The organism is Bradyrhizobium sp. USDA 3315, from assembly GCF_054056795.1.
This window is the reverse complement of sequence record NZ_JBSRYP010000001.1, coordinates 4,727,320-4,743,202: the sequence shown is the minus strand read 5'-3', so window position 1 is coordinate 4,743,202 and position 15,883 is coordinate 4,727,320. Positions and strand designations below refer to the sequence as shown.

Sequence of the window (15,883 nt, the reverse complement as noted above, 5' to 3'; positions counted from 1 at the left end):
AGGCGGCATCTGTGTCGTAGTCTCCGAATACCCCTTCGCTGCGATGGGCTCACTATCTACTGCGGCAGCAGTCGTCGGTCACGGTCCATTCCCCTCCCAGTTTGCAAGTTATGTTGATCAATTGCGCTCGCTACAGGTACAGACTTTGTACGGAACGGACTATTCTGCGCACTCTTTCAGATCACTACCGACCGATTTAGGCGCTGGCGAGCCGCGCCAGCATCCGGTGGCAATTTCGCAGTCTACAATCGAACCAAGGTCTCACCGGCTCTTGCAATCGACGAGAGAATTTGCAAACAGAGTTTGTATTGTCGCAAGAGACGATGGTGAATCGCGATTATTGTAATCGCCGTTGTTTCCGGATTAACGACGTAGCTGAGAGATATTCCGGCATGACGTTCGTCGAACGGCTTGAAGGGCGGCTGGGCTCGTGACAGAGCACGCGCGATTGCTGAAGCGAGTCAAGCTCATTTCGTAGACGCGGATAGAGGTAGCCAATCCGCGTTGACGCTTGCCACCTCGGTGCACAGGGGACGCGATATCGAGGGGGAGTTACTGGGATGTTTCACAACAGCGCCACGACCTCACTTGTCGAGTACGAAGGCGATCTGCTTGTCTAGCGGAGAGAGAGAGAGAGAGAGAGAGAGATGATCGCTGCCTTGCAGCTCGACCCGTTATTCTGCCGATCATTATTCGACTTCAGCGCATTATTCCTGCGGTTTCTTGGAAATGATGCATTTTATTGGCATGTCAAATCATAGTACGCTGCGTTGGAGCAATGTATTGAAATGCGTGGATTCCTAATCCTCTTTGCGACCGCAATCATTATGTTAGCAGCACGCGGCCAGCACCAATCTGGTTTTGTGCCGTTTCCGACCGCGTCCCTACCACCGGTGAACGTGCCATAACAAGGTTCCGTTCAAGCAGTAGCTGCGCTTCCGATGTTTTCAGATCTGTAGCGCGGCTGCCGCCGTGTCCCTTGCCACCCCTTGAAGCGACGCCCCTCTGGCAATGCCATTAATCGGGAGGGCGCCGATATCACGTCGGCGATGGTGAGCGCGTCTCAGTTGTTCGTGCGACGGCGGGGCGGTAAGACCATCGCCTAGATCAAAGGCGGTCAAGCCGTCGGCATTGCACGACTGCGCTAATATTTCGACGCGAAATCTCGCCGGGGAACGTCATTGTGATTCGTACCAGACTCGAATCGTGATAGATTGTCAGGATCTCACGATCCGATATGACCGATCCAGCCAAAGTCCCTACACGCAGCGCCGACGGTATCACGGCGCCGCTGCGGCACGCGGCCTTCCGGCGCATCTGGCTTGCGAGCCTCCTCTCCAATCTCGGCATCTTGATTCAAGGCGTTGGTGCGGCTTGGGCGATGACGCAAATGACGTCTTCGGCCGACAAGGTCGCACTGGTGCAGACCGCGCTGTTGCTGCCAGTGATGCTGATCTCGATGCCGGCCGGCGCGATCGCTGATATGTATGACCGCCGCATCGTGGCGCTGGTCTCGCTTGGCATCGCGTTCGCGGGGGCAACCGGCCTGACGGTGGTCGCCTGGGCTGGTTTGGCCACACCGAACCTCTTACTTGCACTTTGCGTCGTCGTCGGCAGCGGCATGGCGCTGATGGGACCGGCTTGGCAATCATCGGTTGCCGAACAAGTGCCGTCGGAGGCACAGCTGCCTGCGGCGGTTGCGCTGAACGGCATCAGCTACAATATCGCAAGGAGCGTAGGTCCGGCGATCGGCGGAGTCGTGGTCGCGACCGCGGGCGCAGTGGCCGCATTCGCGCTCAACACGTTGCTCTATCTGCCGCTGATGGTCGCGTTGTTCCTTTGGAGGCGCATCAGCACGCCCTCACGCCTGCCGCCAGAGGGACTTAGCCGCGCCATGATCTCAGGCGTGCGGTACATCACCAATTCGCCGTCGATCAAGATTGTGCTCATTCGGACCCTGGTGACCGGCGTCGTCGGCGGCGCGATCATCGCGCTGATGCCGCTGGTGGCGCGTGATCTTTTGCATGGCGACGCCCAGACCTACGGCATCATGCTCGGCGCCTTTGGCCTAGGTGCTGTGATCGGCGCACTGAACGTCACCGAGGTCCGCAAGCGGATGAGCGGCGAAGCCGCGATCCGCGCCTGCGCGCTGTCCATGGGCGCGGCGATCGCCGCGGTCGCGCTGAGCCGCGTACCTGTGTTGACCGCGGCAGCGCTGGTCTTGGCCGGGGCCGTCTGGATGATGGCGTGGACCGTATTCAACATTGGGGTGCAGCTGTCGGCGCCGCGCTGGGTCGCCGGACGATCGCTTGCTGCCTATCAGGCGGCGGGCTCGGGCGGGGTCGCCGTCGGCAGCTGGGGCTGGGGCCATCTGACCGACACGGCCGGGGTCGAAACCGCGCTGCTGGTGTCGGCCGCCCTGATGCTCGCCTCACCACTCATCGGCCGCTGGCTGCCCATGCCCCGCGTCGGCGCGCGGGGTGAGGCGACCGAGACGCTCGCCGATCCCGAGGTACGGCTCGCCTTGACTGGACGCAGCGGGCCGCTCGTTGTCGAGATCGAATACCGAATTGTACAGGAGAATGCCCGGGCGTTTCATAATGTCATGCAGGACGTGCAACTGTCCCGCCAGCGCAACGGGGCCTATGGTTGGTCGATCGCGCGCGACATTGCCGATCCGGAATTGTGGACCGAGCGCTATCACTGCCCGACCTGGTTTGACTACCTGCGCTGGCGCAACCGCTTGACCCAGTCGGAACGTGCCTTGGAACGGCAGGCAATTCGATTCCACATCGGCCCTGCGCCGGTACGCGTCCGCCGCATGCTGGAGAGGCCGTTCGGCTCAGTACGCTGGAAGGACGACACGCCTGATCACGCGGCCGCCGACGTGCTGCCGGAGATCGCAACCGGGAAGAACCGTACGCAGCCGACCGCTCCGGCCAGCCAGGTGACCCAACTCGCCGGGAGGCGCCGGAAAGCTGCAAGCGGTTCAAAATGACTGAAGCTCAGTTTCCGCCAGGTTCGCCTCTGACCGGTTAATCGTGGGGCAATTGACCTAACGCCGACCGCGACCGCATTCACGCTTCGGGCCCTGGTTGTCGGCACGACTTCTGGCACCGCTACCCGATGGTTAGTCTTCGACGCAACGCATCGTAAGGATTTGCCAACCATGCAGGCTTACCGATCCGCTCGCTAACAATCGACAATCGTTCTGGCACACCTTCCCGTCGGAGTGAAATGGAGAGTTTCGAGCATAACCGGTCTGGCTGTTGTGGAAAATGTGCGCCGCTACCGCGCAATAGCTTCAGTTGTGCCGTCAGGCCGCGACATTTCGACCGTTCAACGGACCTCATTGCTGACGCAGGCCGGGGAATGGGAATGGCAAGCTGTCGTCGAGCTCGAAGCATATTTTGGCCCCTCAAACGGACATCATGGATCTGAAATGGGAGGTCGAGCCACCGCTGATCGGCCCTCCCTCGTGCAATTTAACATTGCTCCGCACGGCAAGTTCGCCCAAATCCTCGTAGCGCGTGGATTTCGACCAAGCCGGCCACCAATGCCAGCGTGAAGCCGGCGCTCCGCGGTCGCGATCGACCGGGCCGATCTCTCCGCAAGCTTCAAATTCTTCCTCGTGGCAAGAAATTCTCGCGAGATCTCCGATTAGTCTCGTTCATCGCGTATCGCTCCCTTGAGAGGTTCTGGCAGGCTCCTCCGACACCGGCCTCGATACGGCGCCTATTTCAGTCCTCATCCTCCTTCCCAACAGACAAGGACCCCGCCGAGCAGAACACGGCGAGGTCCCTCTTTGCGCGATTGGACCCGGGGAGCTACCCCGGGCGTGCCAATAGTAACACGACGCGCGACCACGTCCAGGTAGGGTGGGAATTCGACGCGACTGCGAAAGTGGCCGCCGCACTTCCGGCCGATAACAATTGCAGGGAACGATACTACAGGCTGGGCGTTCTCGCTTGGCACTGCCACTCGGAAATAGGCCTCGACGCAATCAGCCCCGGCGTCGGGGCCTATCGACGTTTCGAAGGTCACAGCAGCCCGAATGCGGGCGTGCATGTAAGAACCCTTCTGCGACCCGCGCAGATGCGAAACCTGTTCACAAGTACCCTTGCGTTGCCCTCGGATGATCGAGCCCGCGCGAATCGTTGGCCACTGCTGCGAAGATTTCCGCAATCAATTCAGGATCCGGCGGCAGCGGGAGGAATTCGTTGGCGCCGGCATGGATCGCGGCGAGCCCGGCGCGGGTGCCATTGGAAATGCCGCAGGCCACGATCGGCACATGCGCGCGCTCGGCCTCGAGCCGTGTGACTAGGTCGCCAATGTCGAGACCGATGTCGACCAGCAGCAGGTCGGTTTCCATGCCACTGCGAAGGATCCGCATTGCCTGTTCATGGTTCTCGGCATGGCTCACGGTCATGCCGTTGTCCATGGCGATCCTGGCGGCTATGGAGAGCTGACTCTTCGACGCATCTACGACAAGAATCCGCATCCTGATATCTCCTGTTCCTGTCGGAGCAGCCGATTGCAGTTCACGAAGCGTTTGCCCCTCTAATCGTTGCATAGCGCGATTACAAATTGGCGAATCGACACATTAGCTGAATCGGCGGACAATAAAATAAACTGGCCCGTACTAAACGTACAAAACGTGTCTTCGATTCAATCTCTCCAGTCGTAATAAGTGAAACGGAGCGTGGCCAGCGATCGCGCTTGGCAGCTGATCGAGGGTCTGCTGAAGCCAATCGGTATGCACGTAACGTACAGAACCCCATGAGTCCCTGCAATCGTAACGCTGTCTCTTCGACACTCATTGGCGCCGTCCCGATCAGACCACCCTTTCATCAAATAGGACGGGTAGACTTCATATAGATTTACAGGTTGCACACTAATAAGGAGCTCGCTGCCCTGCTGCCCTCGGGGTAGCCTTTGACTGCGACGGCCCTGTCGTATTCCCCGACAGGGCCGTTTTCCTGGGTGCTCGCGACCTTCAGCTTTGGCCGGCAGATCGAAAGCCAATAATTTCTCAAAAGCTACGTCGGCCGCAGCAAGAAGCGCCGAAGCAGATGTTTAAGCGACACTGCAAGACGCAGATGCTCTGGATCGCCGGGGACGCTTCGATCAGCGGTGCCGGGGATGTCAGCGTCCTGCTGTACGTAACGTACGGTTCGAGTTCAAGATTTCGAAATCAATCAGGATTAGTTGGTGGTCGTCTCCGACGACGCCGGTCAGCTTTCGTTGAGCGCAATTGGCAATCGTCCATCGGTCCCCCGTGCTAATCAGCAGCCGTGCCAGGGGGTAAAAATCATTCTAGGGACATCATGACTGGCATTACGATCGAGATCGGCAGGCGACCAAGGGTTCACCGGGGCTTTCGCATTGGATTGCGCGGCCAAATTACACTGCTCGGAATTTCCGGGGTCCTTGTCACGGGTGCAATCTGCGTCGCCGCCCTGAATTATGCGAGCCGGGTCCAGAGCGCTTCGAACGACAGCAACGAGTTCAAAGCCCATGTCACGTCGTTGTCGCAAAGCTTCCTAGAGTCGCGACAAATCGCGAGCGACTTCCTGCGCAAGCCAAGCGAGATCGCGATCAAGAAGCACGCCGAGAGTTACGATCGGCAACTCGCAGACCTAATTCGCGTCGAAGCCTTTGTAGCGGGTTTGCCCGACGACGACCCGCTGAAGCAAGGGATCTTGCGTCCGGCAGTCAATCTCTATGCAACGCGCTTCCAGAACTTGGTCTCGGCGCAGCGCAACCTCGGTTTCAATGAAGATGATGGGTTGCAGGGCAAGCTGCGCATCGCCGTGCACGCCGTTGAGCAGCGGCTGTCAGAGGTGAACCAGCCGCGCCTCACGATCTTGATGCTGATGATGCGCCGGCACGAGAAAGACTTCCTCTTGCGCGGCGAAGACAAATATGGCGACTAACTCGCGGACCGGGAGACAGAATTCGAGACAACACTCGCTCAGTCGAGCCTGCCCGCAGAAATGAAATCCCAGACCCTCGAGCTAATCCGAGCATACAAGGCGAGTTTTGTGTCATTCATGGTGACGCAGCAGGCGTTGCGCGACCAGGTCGACGATCTTGGACAGATATACGATCGCATTCGCCCGGCGCTCGTAAAGATGCTGGCTGCCGCAGACGCCCATTCGCAGGCTGCGGCCATGCGAGCTGAAGAAATTCGGCAGAAGCTGGTCTGGGTGATCGGCTTTGCAACGCTGCTCGTGGGCCTGCTCTCGTTACTGTTCGGCCGGCATATTGCCCACACAGTCGCTTCCATGACGGCGGCGATGCGCCAACTTGGCGACGGTCGATTCGACGTCGTTCTACCGGGTCCTGGCCGAAAAGATGAGCTTGGCGAGATGGCCGAAGCAGTCGAAATGTTTAAGTTGAAAGCTCGCGAGAAGGCGCAGGCCGAGCTCGATGCGAAGGCCGCGCGGGATCGTAACATCGCCGAGCAACGTCAGGCCGATATAGCGCAGCTCGCCGGCGAATTCGAAGACGCCGTGGGTAAGGTCATTGAGACCGTCTCGTGCGCCTCCTCACAACTTGAAGCCTCCGCACGCAGCCTGACCTGCGCGGCTGATCACAGCCGGCTTCTCTCTGTTGAGGTCGCCTCCGCCTCGGAGGAGGCGTCCACCAACGTTCAGCGTTTGGCGACCGCGACGAGCGAAATGGCGGCAACCATCACCAATATCGGCCGACAAGTCCAAGAAGCGGCCAATATAGCGGGCGAAGCGGTTCGCAAGGCCGAGCTCAGCGATCTGCGGATGGCTAGTCTGGCGGCCGCCGCGGAGCGGATCGGCAACGTGGTCCAGCTGATTGCAGCGATCGCGCGGCAGTCCAATTTGCTCGCGCTCAACGCAACAATTGAAGCTGCGCGCGCCGGCGATCGCGGCAGAGGTTCTGCGATTGTCGCCGAGGAGGTGAAGTCTCTCGCGGCGCAAACCGCGCATGCGACCATTGAGATCAGCGAGCAGATTAGCGGCATTCAGGCGGCGACGACTGATTCCGTCGGCGCGATTTCGGAAATCGGCGTGATCATCGGCCGCATCTCGGAGATTGCCCGGATTGTGGTCGACGCCGTCGGAGAGCAAGAAGCAACGAGCAAAAGCATCGCGCTCAATGTGCAGGAAGCGGCGGTCAGAACGACGCAGGTGGCGGCCAGTGCCGGTGACGTTACCAACCGCGCGAAGGAAACCGGAGGGGCCACGATGCAGGTGCTGACGTCTGCTGAATTGCTGTCTGAGCAAAGCTCTCGACTGAAGCACGAACTGAACAACTTCCTGGACAGGATCCAGGCGGCTTAGGTTGACGTGTCAACATTGCACAAATCGTTGCCGAGTGGCCCCAAGCACGCTCTGAAAGCTCACTTTCGACCTCGGCGCCGGTTCCGCAACGGCACTGCCGCAGCCGCGATTGCCAGCTGGCAGGCACACGCATCGGATCGGCGTTGGGACCTCACGAACGAACGTACCTTGGTCGAGGGAGGCAGAAGGGTGACTAGGGTGGGACCGACCACCTTAGGCCGAAAGGTCAATACGTCTTCCGTAGTTCATCCGGCCTGAACGCTTCCACCGATCGCCTTGGTGATCCCAATCCGTCCGAAAGCCGCCGATTTCTCCGCAGGCCGCCGGTTCCCGTGTTAAGGTTCCTCTGGAACCGGTCGGCTGGAAGGCGAGCAGATGTCGATCTACCTACACTTGCAAACCGACGCCATGGCGCCGAAAGAAGCCAGTCTTGTCGTAAAGGCTTACGAGCAAGCCTTGCATACGTTGTGCGTCAAAGACCGCGATGATCCACTCACGGAGATGATCGCGAAGACGATTATCAAGATTGCGGAGACCGGCGTCAAAGACGCCGCCCAGATTTCCGCTCTCGCGATCGATGAACTCCAAATGCGGTAAGGCCTTTCGGTCCTCAGCGATGTGAAAGCCGAAACATTTCCGTTCTCGGGCGGTTTTCAGCTCATGGGGCTTCGCAACTTGCGAGGCGTGCTATGACCCGTCTGCCGGCGAGCGACGTATTTCTCACCGTTACGATCATGAGCGTGACCTTCCTGATCGAGATCGCTTTTTTCGCTTTTATCGGCGTGTTCTGAGCGCATCTCTCGAGGTCTGCGGTTCTCCCTCGGGATCGTCCCGGCGGCTTGTTCGCCCACAAACTGCTGTTCCCCTACGTTCCGCGAACTCTTGAGCGAAGGCTGCATCACATAGAAGCGGTGCTTCAGATGAGCCGATGGTGGCGTCGATCGAATGGCAGCCGTTTCGTTAATCATGCCATATTTCGGAGAGGGCGCTTCAATTTCGACGAAAGTTTTCCAAGGTTCCTGCAACCATCGCTCTCGTTCGGCATCATTGCTCGTAGTGCGGAGCGTTATGGACGACGACGAGGAACCACGGGAGCTTCACGACCGCATCATGCGCTACCGCATGATGGAGCGCGAGGTGACGGATCCGCTCGCCCTCGGCTTATTGCAAGATATCGTTGCAGAACTAGAGGCGGCTCTCCCGCAACGGGTGGCCGCCTGCCCGATCCGGTTCTCGAACCGTGAAAGCTGAGATGGCCCGCGGTTACGCAGCCCTCTTGACGCGAGCTCCGATGCGGGCCCTCGCGCGGCTCGGTGAGGCCGCCAAGGGGGCGACGACACCCTCCCCGCGTTTGATGATCCGGCGCGCGATGTGCCGGCGAGCCTCGGCACCCTCGGCAGATCTGACAGGTCCTTTCCAACGCGATGTCCATATTGGCGAAGGTCCGACAGTCAAACCGGTCTGCAATGAGCATGGTTGGTTTCCCAAGCGACCGCTTCGGTGAAATGGAGCTAGGCGGAGAGTGATGCGCTAACTCGGCTTCGATGCGCCGTCGATAGCTCAGTGACCCCCGCCACTTCCGGCCTGGCCGCACAGAATTCTACGTAACCGAATTACGAACAGTATGACGACCGCTCAAAAGGCGACCACGACCCGGCCGGGGACATAAAATCGCGTCCTGGTTCCGATCGCAAAGGGAGAGAGACGGCATGTCGTCGCCCATGCGTTTTGCATGCCACGTGGAACGGAAGCTCATCGCCGTCGCACCTCCGCTAGGAACGACAACCTCCAATCACATGTTGCCCGGTCTGCCATCCCACCTTGCAACTGCCAGTACGATGCCAACCAATGTCGGACCGATTGAAAGGACATGCCTAAGCGCCGCTGCTCCGTAGTTCCCCGGGATGGAAGTTCTGCCCGCACCACAGGATAATCGCGGCGTTCATCAAATTTATATTTACGTTCGCCCGGCCGACTTAATTGGCGGCCGGGCTTTTGCTTCGGCCGCGCGCCTCGTCAGAGCGCCATCGGTCCGGGGCAATGGCCGAGCCAAAACCGCCGGTGCCGCTTGCACTCGCATAAGGGCCGGTCCCCGACTAGTCCTCGTTTATGTACTCGTGCTCTTGCGTGCAGGGAGCTGTGTTGCGACTAATTCCGTCCATAAGGGAATTAAGACACAGAAGATTTGATCGATCCGGGCCATGCGATTACCTGTCCTGACATGACGAGCCGATCCCGTCCGCCCTCCTTGGCGGAGTAGAGCGCCTTATCCGCAGCCTCTACCAGTGACGTGCAATGTGCCTTGTCGCTGGCTGGCAAGTTCGTTGCGCCGCCAAGGCTCAAGGTGACCAGCTTGGAAGGCGGGTTGAGCGCGTGCAAGATGCCGAGGTCACGAATGGATTGCTGGACTCGCTCGCCGACCTCCATGCAACCTGTCGCATCCGTATTCGGCAACAGCAGAGCGAATTCCTCGCCACCATATCGGGCTGCGACATCCGCGGGTCGGCGCGCCTGCTCGCTCAACACTCTGGCGACGGAACGAAGGCAGGCATCGCCGGCTTGGTGTCCATACTGGTCGTTGAAGTTCTTGAAGTGATCAACGTCCAACAACAGCAGCGACAAGGGCGTCCCCTCGCGCCTGGCTCGCTCCCACTCCGCCTGGAGCTGCTCGTCGAAATGTCTGCGGTTCGCCAACCCCGTCAGGCCATCCGAACGGGCGAGAACCGCAAGCTTGTCTTCCAGGTCCTTGTGCTCCGTCATATCTCGCGAGATCGCCACCAAGCCGTCTATCTCGCCGGTCTTTGGATCGCGGGTGACGCGCAGGGCGCTTTCCATCCAGATCTCATCCTTTTCGCGATGTCGATTGCGATAGATGATTCTGGCCTCTTCGGCTTCGCCGGCCCGTAAGGACGAGACCGTTTGCTCAACCCGCGGCAAGTCGGCCGCATTGACGCCGGCGAGAGCCGGGCTCCCCAGGAGCTGGTTGGGCGCCCAGCCGATAAGCTGGGAACTGGATGGCGAAACGTATAGGAGTCGCCCCTCAAAGCTTATGCGCGTGACCATGTCTCCAGAGTGCTCGGCAAGGAGGCAGAAATCCGCTTCCTTCGCCGCGATGGCTGCCGCCAGTTTCTGCCCCCGCCGCAGCTGACGCACTAGCAAGAGACCTGCGCTACCGAGCGCGGCGGCCAGACCCACGACCACAGCCAGGCGCGACAGCGCGGCCCTGCGCCACGGGACCAGGACGTCGTCCTCGGATTGTGTGGCTACGACGATGACGGGATAGCGATTACTCTGCTGGTAGAAGCTCAGGCGCTGGACGCCATCGAGGGGCGATTTGAAATAATAAGCCCCCGTGGCGGGCCGCTCCCGGAGATTCGCGAAAAGAGGACTGCCAGACAGGTCGCGGCCCGTGAAACTGCCGTCATCCGGGCTGCGCGCGAGGATGATGCCATCGGCGCTGGCCAGAGCGATAGATCCGTTAGGGCCGATGTTAAACCCGCGATAGAATTGCAGGAAATAGGAGACATCGATTGTCGTGAGGCCACACCGGCAAAGCTGCCGTCGGGATGATTGAAGCGTCTGGACGCCGTGATGATCCATTGGCCGCCGGATCTGCTCTTCACGGGATGCCCAATATAGGTGCCCCGGTCGGCGGAAGTCCGATGATGCTGGAAATATTCGCGGTCGCTGTTGTTGAGGTTTGCGAAATTGACCGGCTCGCTGGTCGCGAGCCAGCGGCCGGTCTCGTCGTAAACGAACACACCACGGATGCGGTTCACGGCTTTGCGCCGGGCAAGGAAGGTCTGGACCTTGGCGATTGCCGCCGGGCCATTTCCCTCCAATTCGAACTGATTGACGAGCACGTTGAGGTGTCGGTGAGTTCAAACGTGTCCTCGGCATGTTGCGTCAGCGAGCGGGCCAGATTGGCCATATCCGTTTCGGCGTTCTTCAACTCATGCTGCCGCGATGACCACTCCCGCCAGCAGCTCAGTGCGATGATCGCCATGCAAGCCAGCGCCACAAATGTCGCGGCCCAGAGCGTCACGTGCGCCTTGCCAAGATCGCTGCTTTGGCTGGTCAAATCGAGTATCCTCCTACGCCCAGGTTTGCACGCGCCAGTTAAGGCACCATTGCCGGCTGAACGGGTCCTATGTCACCGAGATCCCCTGTTTCGCGGGACCGAGGCGCTTCATATGCCTACGTTTGAACTGAAGCGGCGCGATCATTTCCGAGCGTTAACGATACCCATCAGTTTCGATTGTATCCGGACCAGCGCGTCGCTCAGCCTCGCAGCTTCCTCAAATCGGGTTTCCTGATATGGCGGGCGCGCGGCGGGATCGAGATGGCCTCGGCTGAGCCCGCGAGCCGGCGCAGCGGCGTACTGATCCATTGGGCAGCACAGAACAGCAGCGCCAGTGCGGCGATGGCGCCGGCGCCGAGGATGATCCAGAACGACCGGATCAACTCGCGGGTGGGCGCCATCGCGTCGTCGGCATTCTGCCGAACAAGAAGGGACCAGCCGAAGCTTGGCAGGTCCGCAAAGCCGATGGTCGGAACGATCACCGTGAAATAGTCCTTACCGTCGGGCCAGCGCTCGCTCGAGAACGCGCTGGTGACCCGGCTGGCCGCGAGAGCCGAGCCAATGTTGAGCGGCTTGTTGATGAGATCAGGCGGACCGAACAGCACCGTTCGATCCCGAGACAGCAGCAGCACATCGATCCCGGGCGCCTGCAAGGCGGCCATGCCCTCAGCCACCCACTTCCAATTCAAATGGGCTCAGATCACGCCGGCGACGGATCCTTCGTGGCGCAGTGGAGCGGCCAAATCAATAAAGCGCAGGGGTTCAGGAGACGCGGGCAATAGGCTCGCCAACAATTGCGCCTCATGGACGTCGACGGCCGCCGGGGCGTCAACGCCGCGCCTAAACCAGGGCCTCTGCGCCACGCTTGCGCCCTCCAGCATTCCGTCTCTGGCCGCCAGCACCCTGCCCTCAAGATCGGCAATGCCGAGCCAGGAATAGCGGCTATCCAAGCGGCTGAGAAACTGGACGTGCTCGCGGGCATTCGCGAGGTCGGTGGGGTCGATCAGATCAGCGAGCCGGGAGACGTCCATCCAGACCCCATAGATGCGGCGCGCCAACAGGTTGGCGCTCAGTTCGCCGCGGGTCGTCAGCTTTCGACCTGCAACTGCTCGCCGCGCTGCTGCAGGGCGGCCGTATACAGCGTAGCGGTCACGATGGCGGGCACCAGCATCAGCGTGGCGTCCCCCAAGAACAAGAGCGTACCCAAGCTCAGTCTCTTGCTCGCCATCGCACCTCCTCAATGAGTTAGGGCCCGCGCCAGTTCGCGGATTATCTGCATGATATCCCCACGGTTAGAGCCGCTGGCCTCGATCCAAGTCGCAATCCGAACCTCGTCACTCACTGAGGATTCCAGCGAGCGCGTGCGGAGCCCATGCGGGCGGCAGCGCGGCGACCTTGGCCTTCACCTCCGGATAGTCGTTCGAGCGTTCGGATTGCACCGCCCACCGTTCGAGTTGGGAGCGCAAGCCTCTTCCTGGCCAGTTTCGAGCATCCTGCCGCTTCGGGCGACACTCTACACCCTGTCCGACAACGCCTGGCTCGTCGACGCCGGGCTTCTCGACAGGCATCGGCGCCGGTATTACTGGCGCGCTGTTTCCTCTGGGCGTCGCCGACCTGACGTGCCCAATCTGGCGCGAGCTGCGTGGTCGAGAGTTAACTTTGCGAGCCGTAAGAGGACGGCGGCTTCGGCCCGATCCTAGCTTGGCTCGAAGCGGACGCCGATCCGCTTGTCTTTCCGCCAAACGATACGGCAGGGCAGCTTGCTTCGATCCGTATCAACGAGGAGCGTAAACCGATCCGGGATTCCAACGGGCGATATCACGTCGAGCGCGGCACCGGCTTCTGACAGGTTGCGGACCGTGCAATCGATCGCGCCCCCACCGAACGAGATCTTGCCCGCTTTCAGCATTCGTCGCCGCTGTGCCGCTCGCTGCTCTTCCATCGTCGACCTCGCAAGGCATAATGACCGCTTAGCCAACGCGTGGGATGGCTGTCTTGAGCGATCTCCTCCGGAAGATTGAAAGGACCTTGGTTAATGGACCATCACCATGGTTCGTCGCCATCGATGTAGTGTGATGACGAAGCGCTTATCCTTTGGCGGGCGCTCATTAGACCGCAAGTGCGCGTTAAGGCCAGTGTGCGGGTGTTGCTCGCGACAGGACAATTTCAGATGCCAAGTAGCCGCCGCGAACTCGGCAAGGATCGTTTGCCCTTTTGGGGCGGCGGTTTCCTGGCATTGGCCTGGGTCGCCATTCTGGCGCTGAGCGGATGGTGCAAATGGGAGTCGCGCCAGGTCGATCTGAGAAAGCCTAAGTGGACATGGCCAAGCTCGCCAGTTCGCTGCCCAACACGTCGAAGGACGCGCTCGACCGGCGGACACGATCCCGACTTTATTGGTCGACCAGCACGGAAGTCAGCGGAACGAACCGCCGCGGCTGCAATACGGGCTCAGTCCGGGCCGCCACCGCTCAGACGACCGGACCCCAATCAGGAACTCGTTCTCCGCGGGACGATTGATTCCTGCGGAGGGGAGTTCGATGGCAAACATCCCGACGTCGCGTGCCCAGCGCACGAATGGCGTGGCATGGACCTTGGCCGCAGCGCTGGGACTTCTTGCGGTGGCGTTTTTGTGGGACCGCTTGGCACCGCCAGAGCACGCAGCCCGGCCCGATGAAGGCGAAGCTTTTCCCCGCAGAGAGCCAGCCGATCGCAACGCCTCGGCGATCGGCCTGGTGATCGAAGGCGAGGATCGAAGCCGGCAGGCCGAATCGCCGTCCGAGATTCCGACCAAGGGATGGAAAGACATCCTGCTTCGAGTCTACGCTAACATCTCCGAGCACCGCGTCCTCGCGCTCGCCGCCGGTATGACCTACTATAGCCTGTTCGCGATCTTTCCAGCCCTGGCGGCTCTCGTTGCGATCTATGGCCTCTTTTCGGATCCTGCCAGCATCGCGAAGCATCTCGACCAGGTCTCCGGAGTCCTTCCCGGCGGCGCCCTTGATGTCGCGAGAGAGCAGCTCACGCGCGTCGCCTCCAAGGGCAATCAGACGCTCGGTCTGACCTTCATGATCGGACTCGCGATCTCGCTCTGGGAGCGCGAACGCGGCGATGAAGTCGCTGTTCGACACGCTCAACATCGTCTACGGCGAGAAGGAGAAGCGCGGCTTCGTGAAGCTAAATGCGGCGTCCCTCTCCTTCACGCTTGCCGGCATCGCCTTCGTCCTGGTTGCGCTCGGCGCGGTAGTGGTCCTCCCGGTAGTCCTGAACTTCGTCGGCCTTTCGATCGCCGCCGATATTCTGGTGCGCATCGCCCTCTGGCCCGCGATGTTCGTCGCCGTCGCGCTGGCGCCCGCGCTTATTTATCGCTTCGGGCCGAGCCGGGAGGCCCCGCGCTGGCGCTGGATCACATGGGGCAGCGCGGTAGCGACCATCCTGTGGCTCGGCGCGTCCGCCCTCTTCTCATGGTACGCAGCCAATTTCGGCAAGTTCAACGAGACGTACGGATCGCTCGGCGCCGCGATCGGCTTCATGACCTGGCTCTGGATCTCCGCCGTCGTGATCCTGCTCGGAGCCGAGCTCGACGCCGAGATGGAGCACCAGACCGCGCGCGACACGACGACGGCGCCGAGAAGCCCATGGGCGCGCGCGGCGCGAGGATGGCGGATACGGTGGGCGCACGCCCGACTTCCCGGTGATCGTTCTTTCCGATCTAGGTGAGGATGCTTCCATTGCCGCCGTCATCCGACGCCGTGGCCTCGGCTCGAGCGCGGCGACCAAACGGCGCACCGAATGTGCGCTCTCGGGCTGCGGATGTGCATGGCGCCATTTCAGCCTCACCTAAGCCGCCTCGACCTCGTCCCGACCGGCGTATCATCGAGCCAGTTTAATGTGGCATTTATCCTTACGAGTAGGAGCGCAATTTCGTCTTGCTCGTGCAAACCGGGCTCCTCTTGCAGCCGCTCCAATAGCCGCTGCTTTTGCGCGAGGAGTTCACCAACAGTCGGCGTCATTGCCCTCTCTCGTTTACGACGTATGGCCATTTCTGCAACTAGCTGGCCCATTGTTAGTTCCGGGCTTCGCGCGACCCAGCTTAAGCGCGTCCCGCATGACGCTGGGCCAGGGATGGAAGCTGTCTCTTTTGGCGGCTGGCCGCGTGGCAGCATTTTTCGTATCTCACCGGCATTTGCGCCTTGGGCCACGAGTCGATTGGCCTCCCCGCTCGTAACGGGGCTGTGTCCGTTTATCTGTCGCAACTGCTGAGAAGAGAACGCTCGATCTGCGAAGAGCGCGAAAAAGAGATAGCCATTTTATTGACCATCGCGACTGCCTATCAGAGACTCAGTTGGCGAAACGACTTGCTAGGGAACCGACAATGAGCGCAGGCGATACGGGGATGCGCCTTTCACTATGCGGTCATGATCAATAGGCATAGGTCCGAGCGCGCCCGGCGTAACAACAGATCAGCATACCTCAGCTGGCTGCC

General features: G+C 60.6%; 9 protein-coding genes and 4 pseudogenes. 6 read left to right on the top strand and 7 right to left on the bottom strand.

The features are described 5' to 3' along the window. Window positions 1-1,237: 1,237 nt before the first annotated feature. Window positions 1,238-2,908 (top strand): annotated as a pseudogene (locus ACVIYL_RS21840) (MFS transporter); the annotation flags it as partial. Between the two features lie 1,233 nt (window positions 2,909-4,141). Here the strand turns inward: ACVIYL_RS21840 and ACVIYL_RS21835 are convergent. Beyond that, a pseudogene (locus ACVIYL_RS21835) lies at window positions 4,142-4,501 on the bottom strand (response regulator); the annotation flags it as partial. An 826-nt stretch (window positions 4,502-5,327) separates the two neighbouring features. On the opposite strand from ACVIYL_RS21835, the gene ACVIYL_RS21830 reads away from it, so the two are divergent. The 4 genes from ACVIYL_RS21830 to ACVIYL_RS21815 all read left to right on the top strand — a co-directional run bounded on the left by ACVIYL_RS21830 (window position 5,328) and on the right by ACVIYL_RS21815 (window position 8,570). Then, window positions 5,328-5,936 carry a hypothetical protein gene (locus ACVIYL_RS21830; RefSeq protein WP_456779700.1) on the top strand — a complete coding sequence of 203 codons (609 nt, stop codon included), beginning with the start codon at window positions 5,328-5,330 and terminating at the stop codon, window positions 5,934-5,936. A gap of 117 nt (window positions 5,937-6,053) precedes the next feature. Beyond that, window positions 6,054-7,319, top strand: coding sequence for a methyl-accepting chemotaxis protein (locus tag ACVIYL_RS21825; RefSeq protein WP_456779699.1), 1,266 nt, complete (start codon window positions 6,054-6,056; stop codon window positions 7,317-7,319). 375 nt (window positions 7,320-7,694) lie between these two features. Next, window positions 7,695-7,916 (top strand): hypothetical protein, encoded by a 222-nt coding sequence (locus tag ACVIYL_RS21820; RefSeq protein WP_456779698.1) that lies wholly within the window; start codon window positions 7,695-7,697, stop codon window positions 7,914-7,916. Between the two features lie 471 nt (window positions 7,917-8,387). Further along, a complete protein-coding gene (locus ACVIYL_RS21815) occupies window positions 8,388-8,570 on the top strand; it encodes a hypothetical protein (RefSeq protein ID WP_456779697.1) in 183 nt (60 codons plus the stop codon). Window positions 8,571-9,488: 918 nt separating this feature from the next. Here ACVIYL_RS21815 and ACVIYL_RS21810 read toward each other — a convergent pair. From ACVIYL_RS21810 to ACVIYL_RS21785, 6 genes and pseudogenes are all read right to left on the bottom strand, one after another. Then, window positions 9,489-11,325 (bottom strand): annotated as a pseudogene (locus tag ACVIYL_RS21810) (diguanylate cyclase domain-containing protein). Window positions 11,326-11,600: 275 nt separating this feature from the next. Then, the gene (locus ACVIYL_RS21805; protein ID WP_456779696.1) at window positions 11,601-12,062 is read right to left on the bottom strand and encodes a hypothetical protein; all 462 of its coding nucleotides are present in this window, start codon (window positions 12,060-12,062) and stop codon (window positions 11,601-11,603) included. Between the two features lie 33 nt (window positions 12,063-12,095). Beyond that, complete coding sequence (locus tag ACVIYL_RS21800; protein ID WP_456779695.1) at window positions 12,096-12,458, bottom strand: hypothetical protein; 363 nt, start codon at window positions 12,456-12,458, stop codon at window positions 12,096-12,098. Between the two features lie 29 nt (window positions 12,459-12,487). After that, the gene (locus tag ACVIYL_RS21795) at window positions 12,488-12,628 is read right to left on the bottom strand and encodes a hypothetical protein (RefSeq protein WP_456779694.1); all 141 of its coding nucleotides are present in this window, start codon (window positions 12,626-12,628) and stop codon (window positions 12,488-12,490) included. A gap of 106 nt (window positions 12,629-12,734) precedes the next feature. Further along, on the bottom strand, window positions 12,735-12,866 hold the full coding sequence (locus ACVIYL_RS21790) for a hypothetical protein (protein WP_456779693.1): 132 nt from the start codon (window positions 12,864-12,866) through the stop codon (window positions 12,735-12,737). Between the two features lie 230 nt (window positions 12,867-13,096). Then, complete coding sequence (locus ACVIYL_RS21785; RefSeq protein ID WP_456779692.1) at window positions 13,097-13,342, bottom strand: PilZ domain-containing protein; 246 nt, start codon at window positions 13,340-13,342, stop codon at window positions 13,097-13,099. A gap of 595 nt (window positions 13,343-13,937) precedes the next feature. On the opposite strand from ACVIYL_RS21785, the pseudogene ACVIYL_RS21780 reads away from it, so the two are divergent. Beyond that, a pseudogene (locus ACVIYL_RS21780) lies at window positions 13,938-15,095 on the top strand (YihY/virulence factor BrkB family protein). Window positions 15,096-15,883 lie beyond the last annotated feature (788 nt).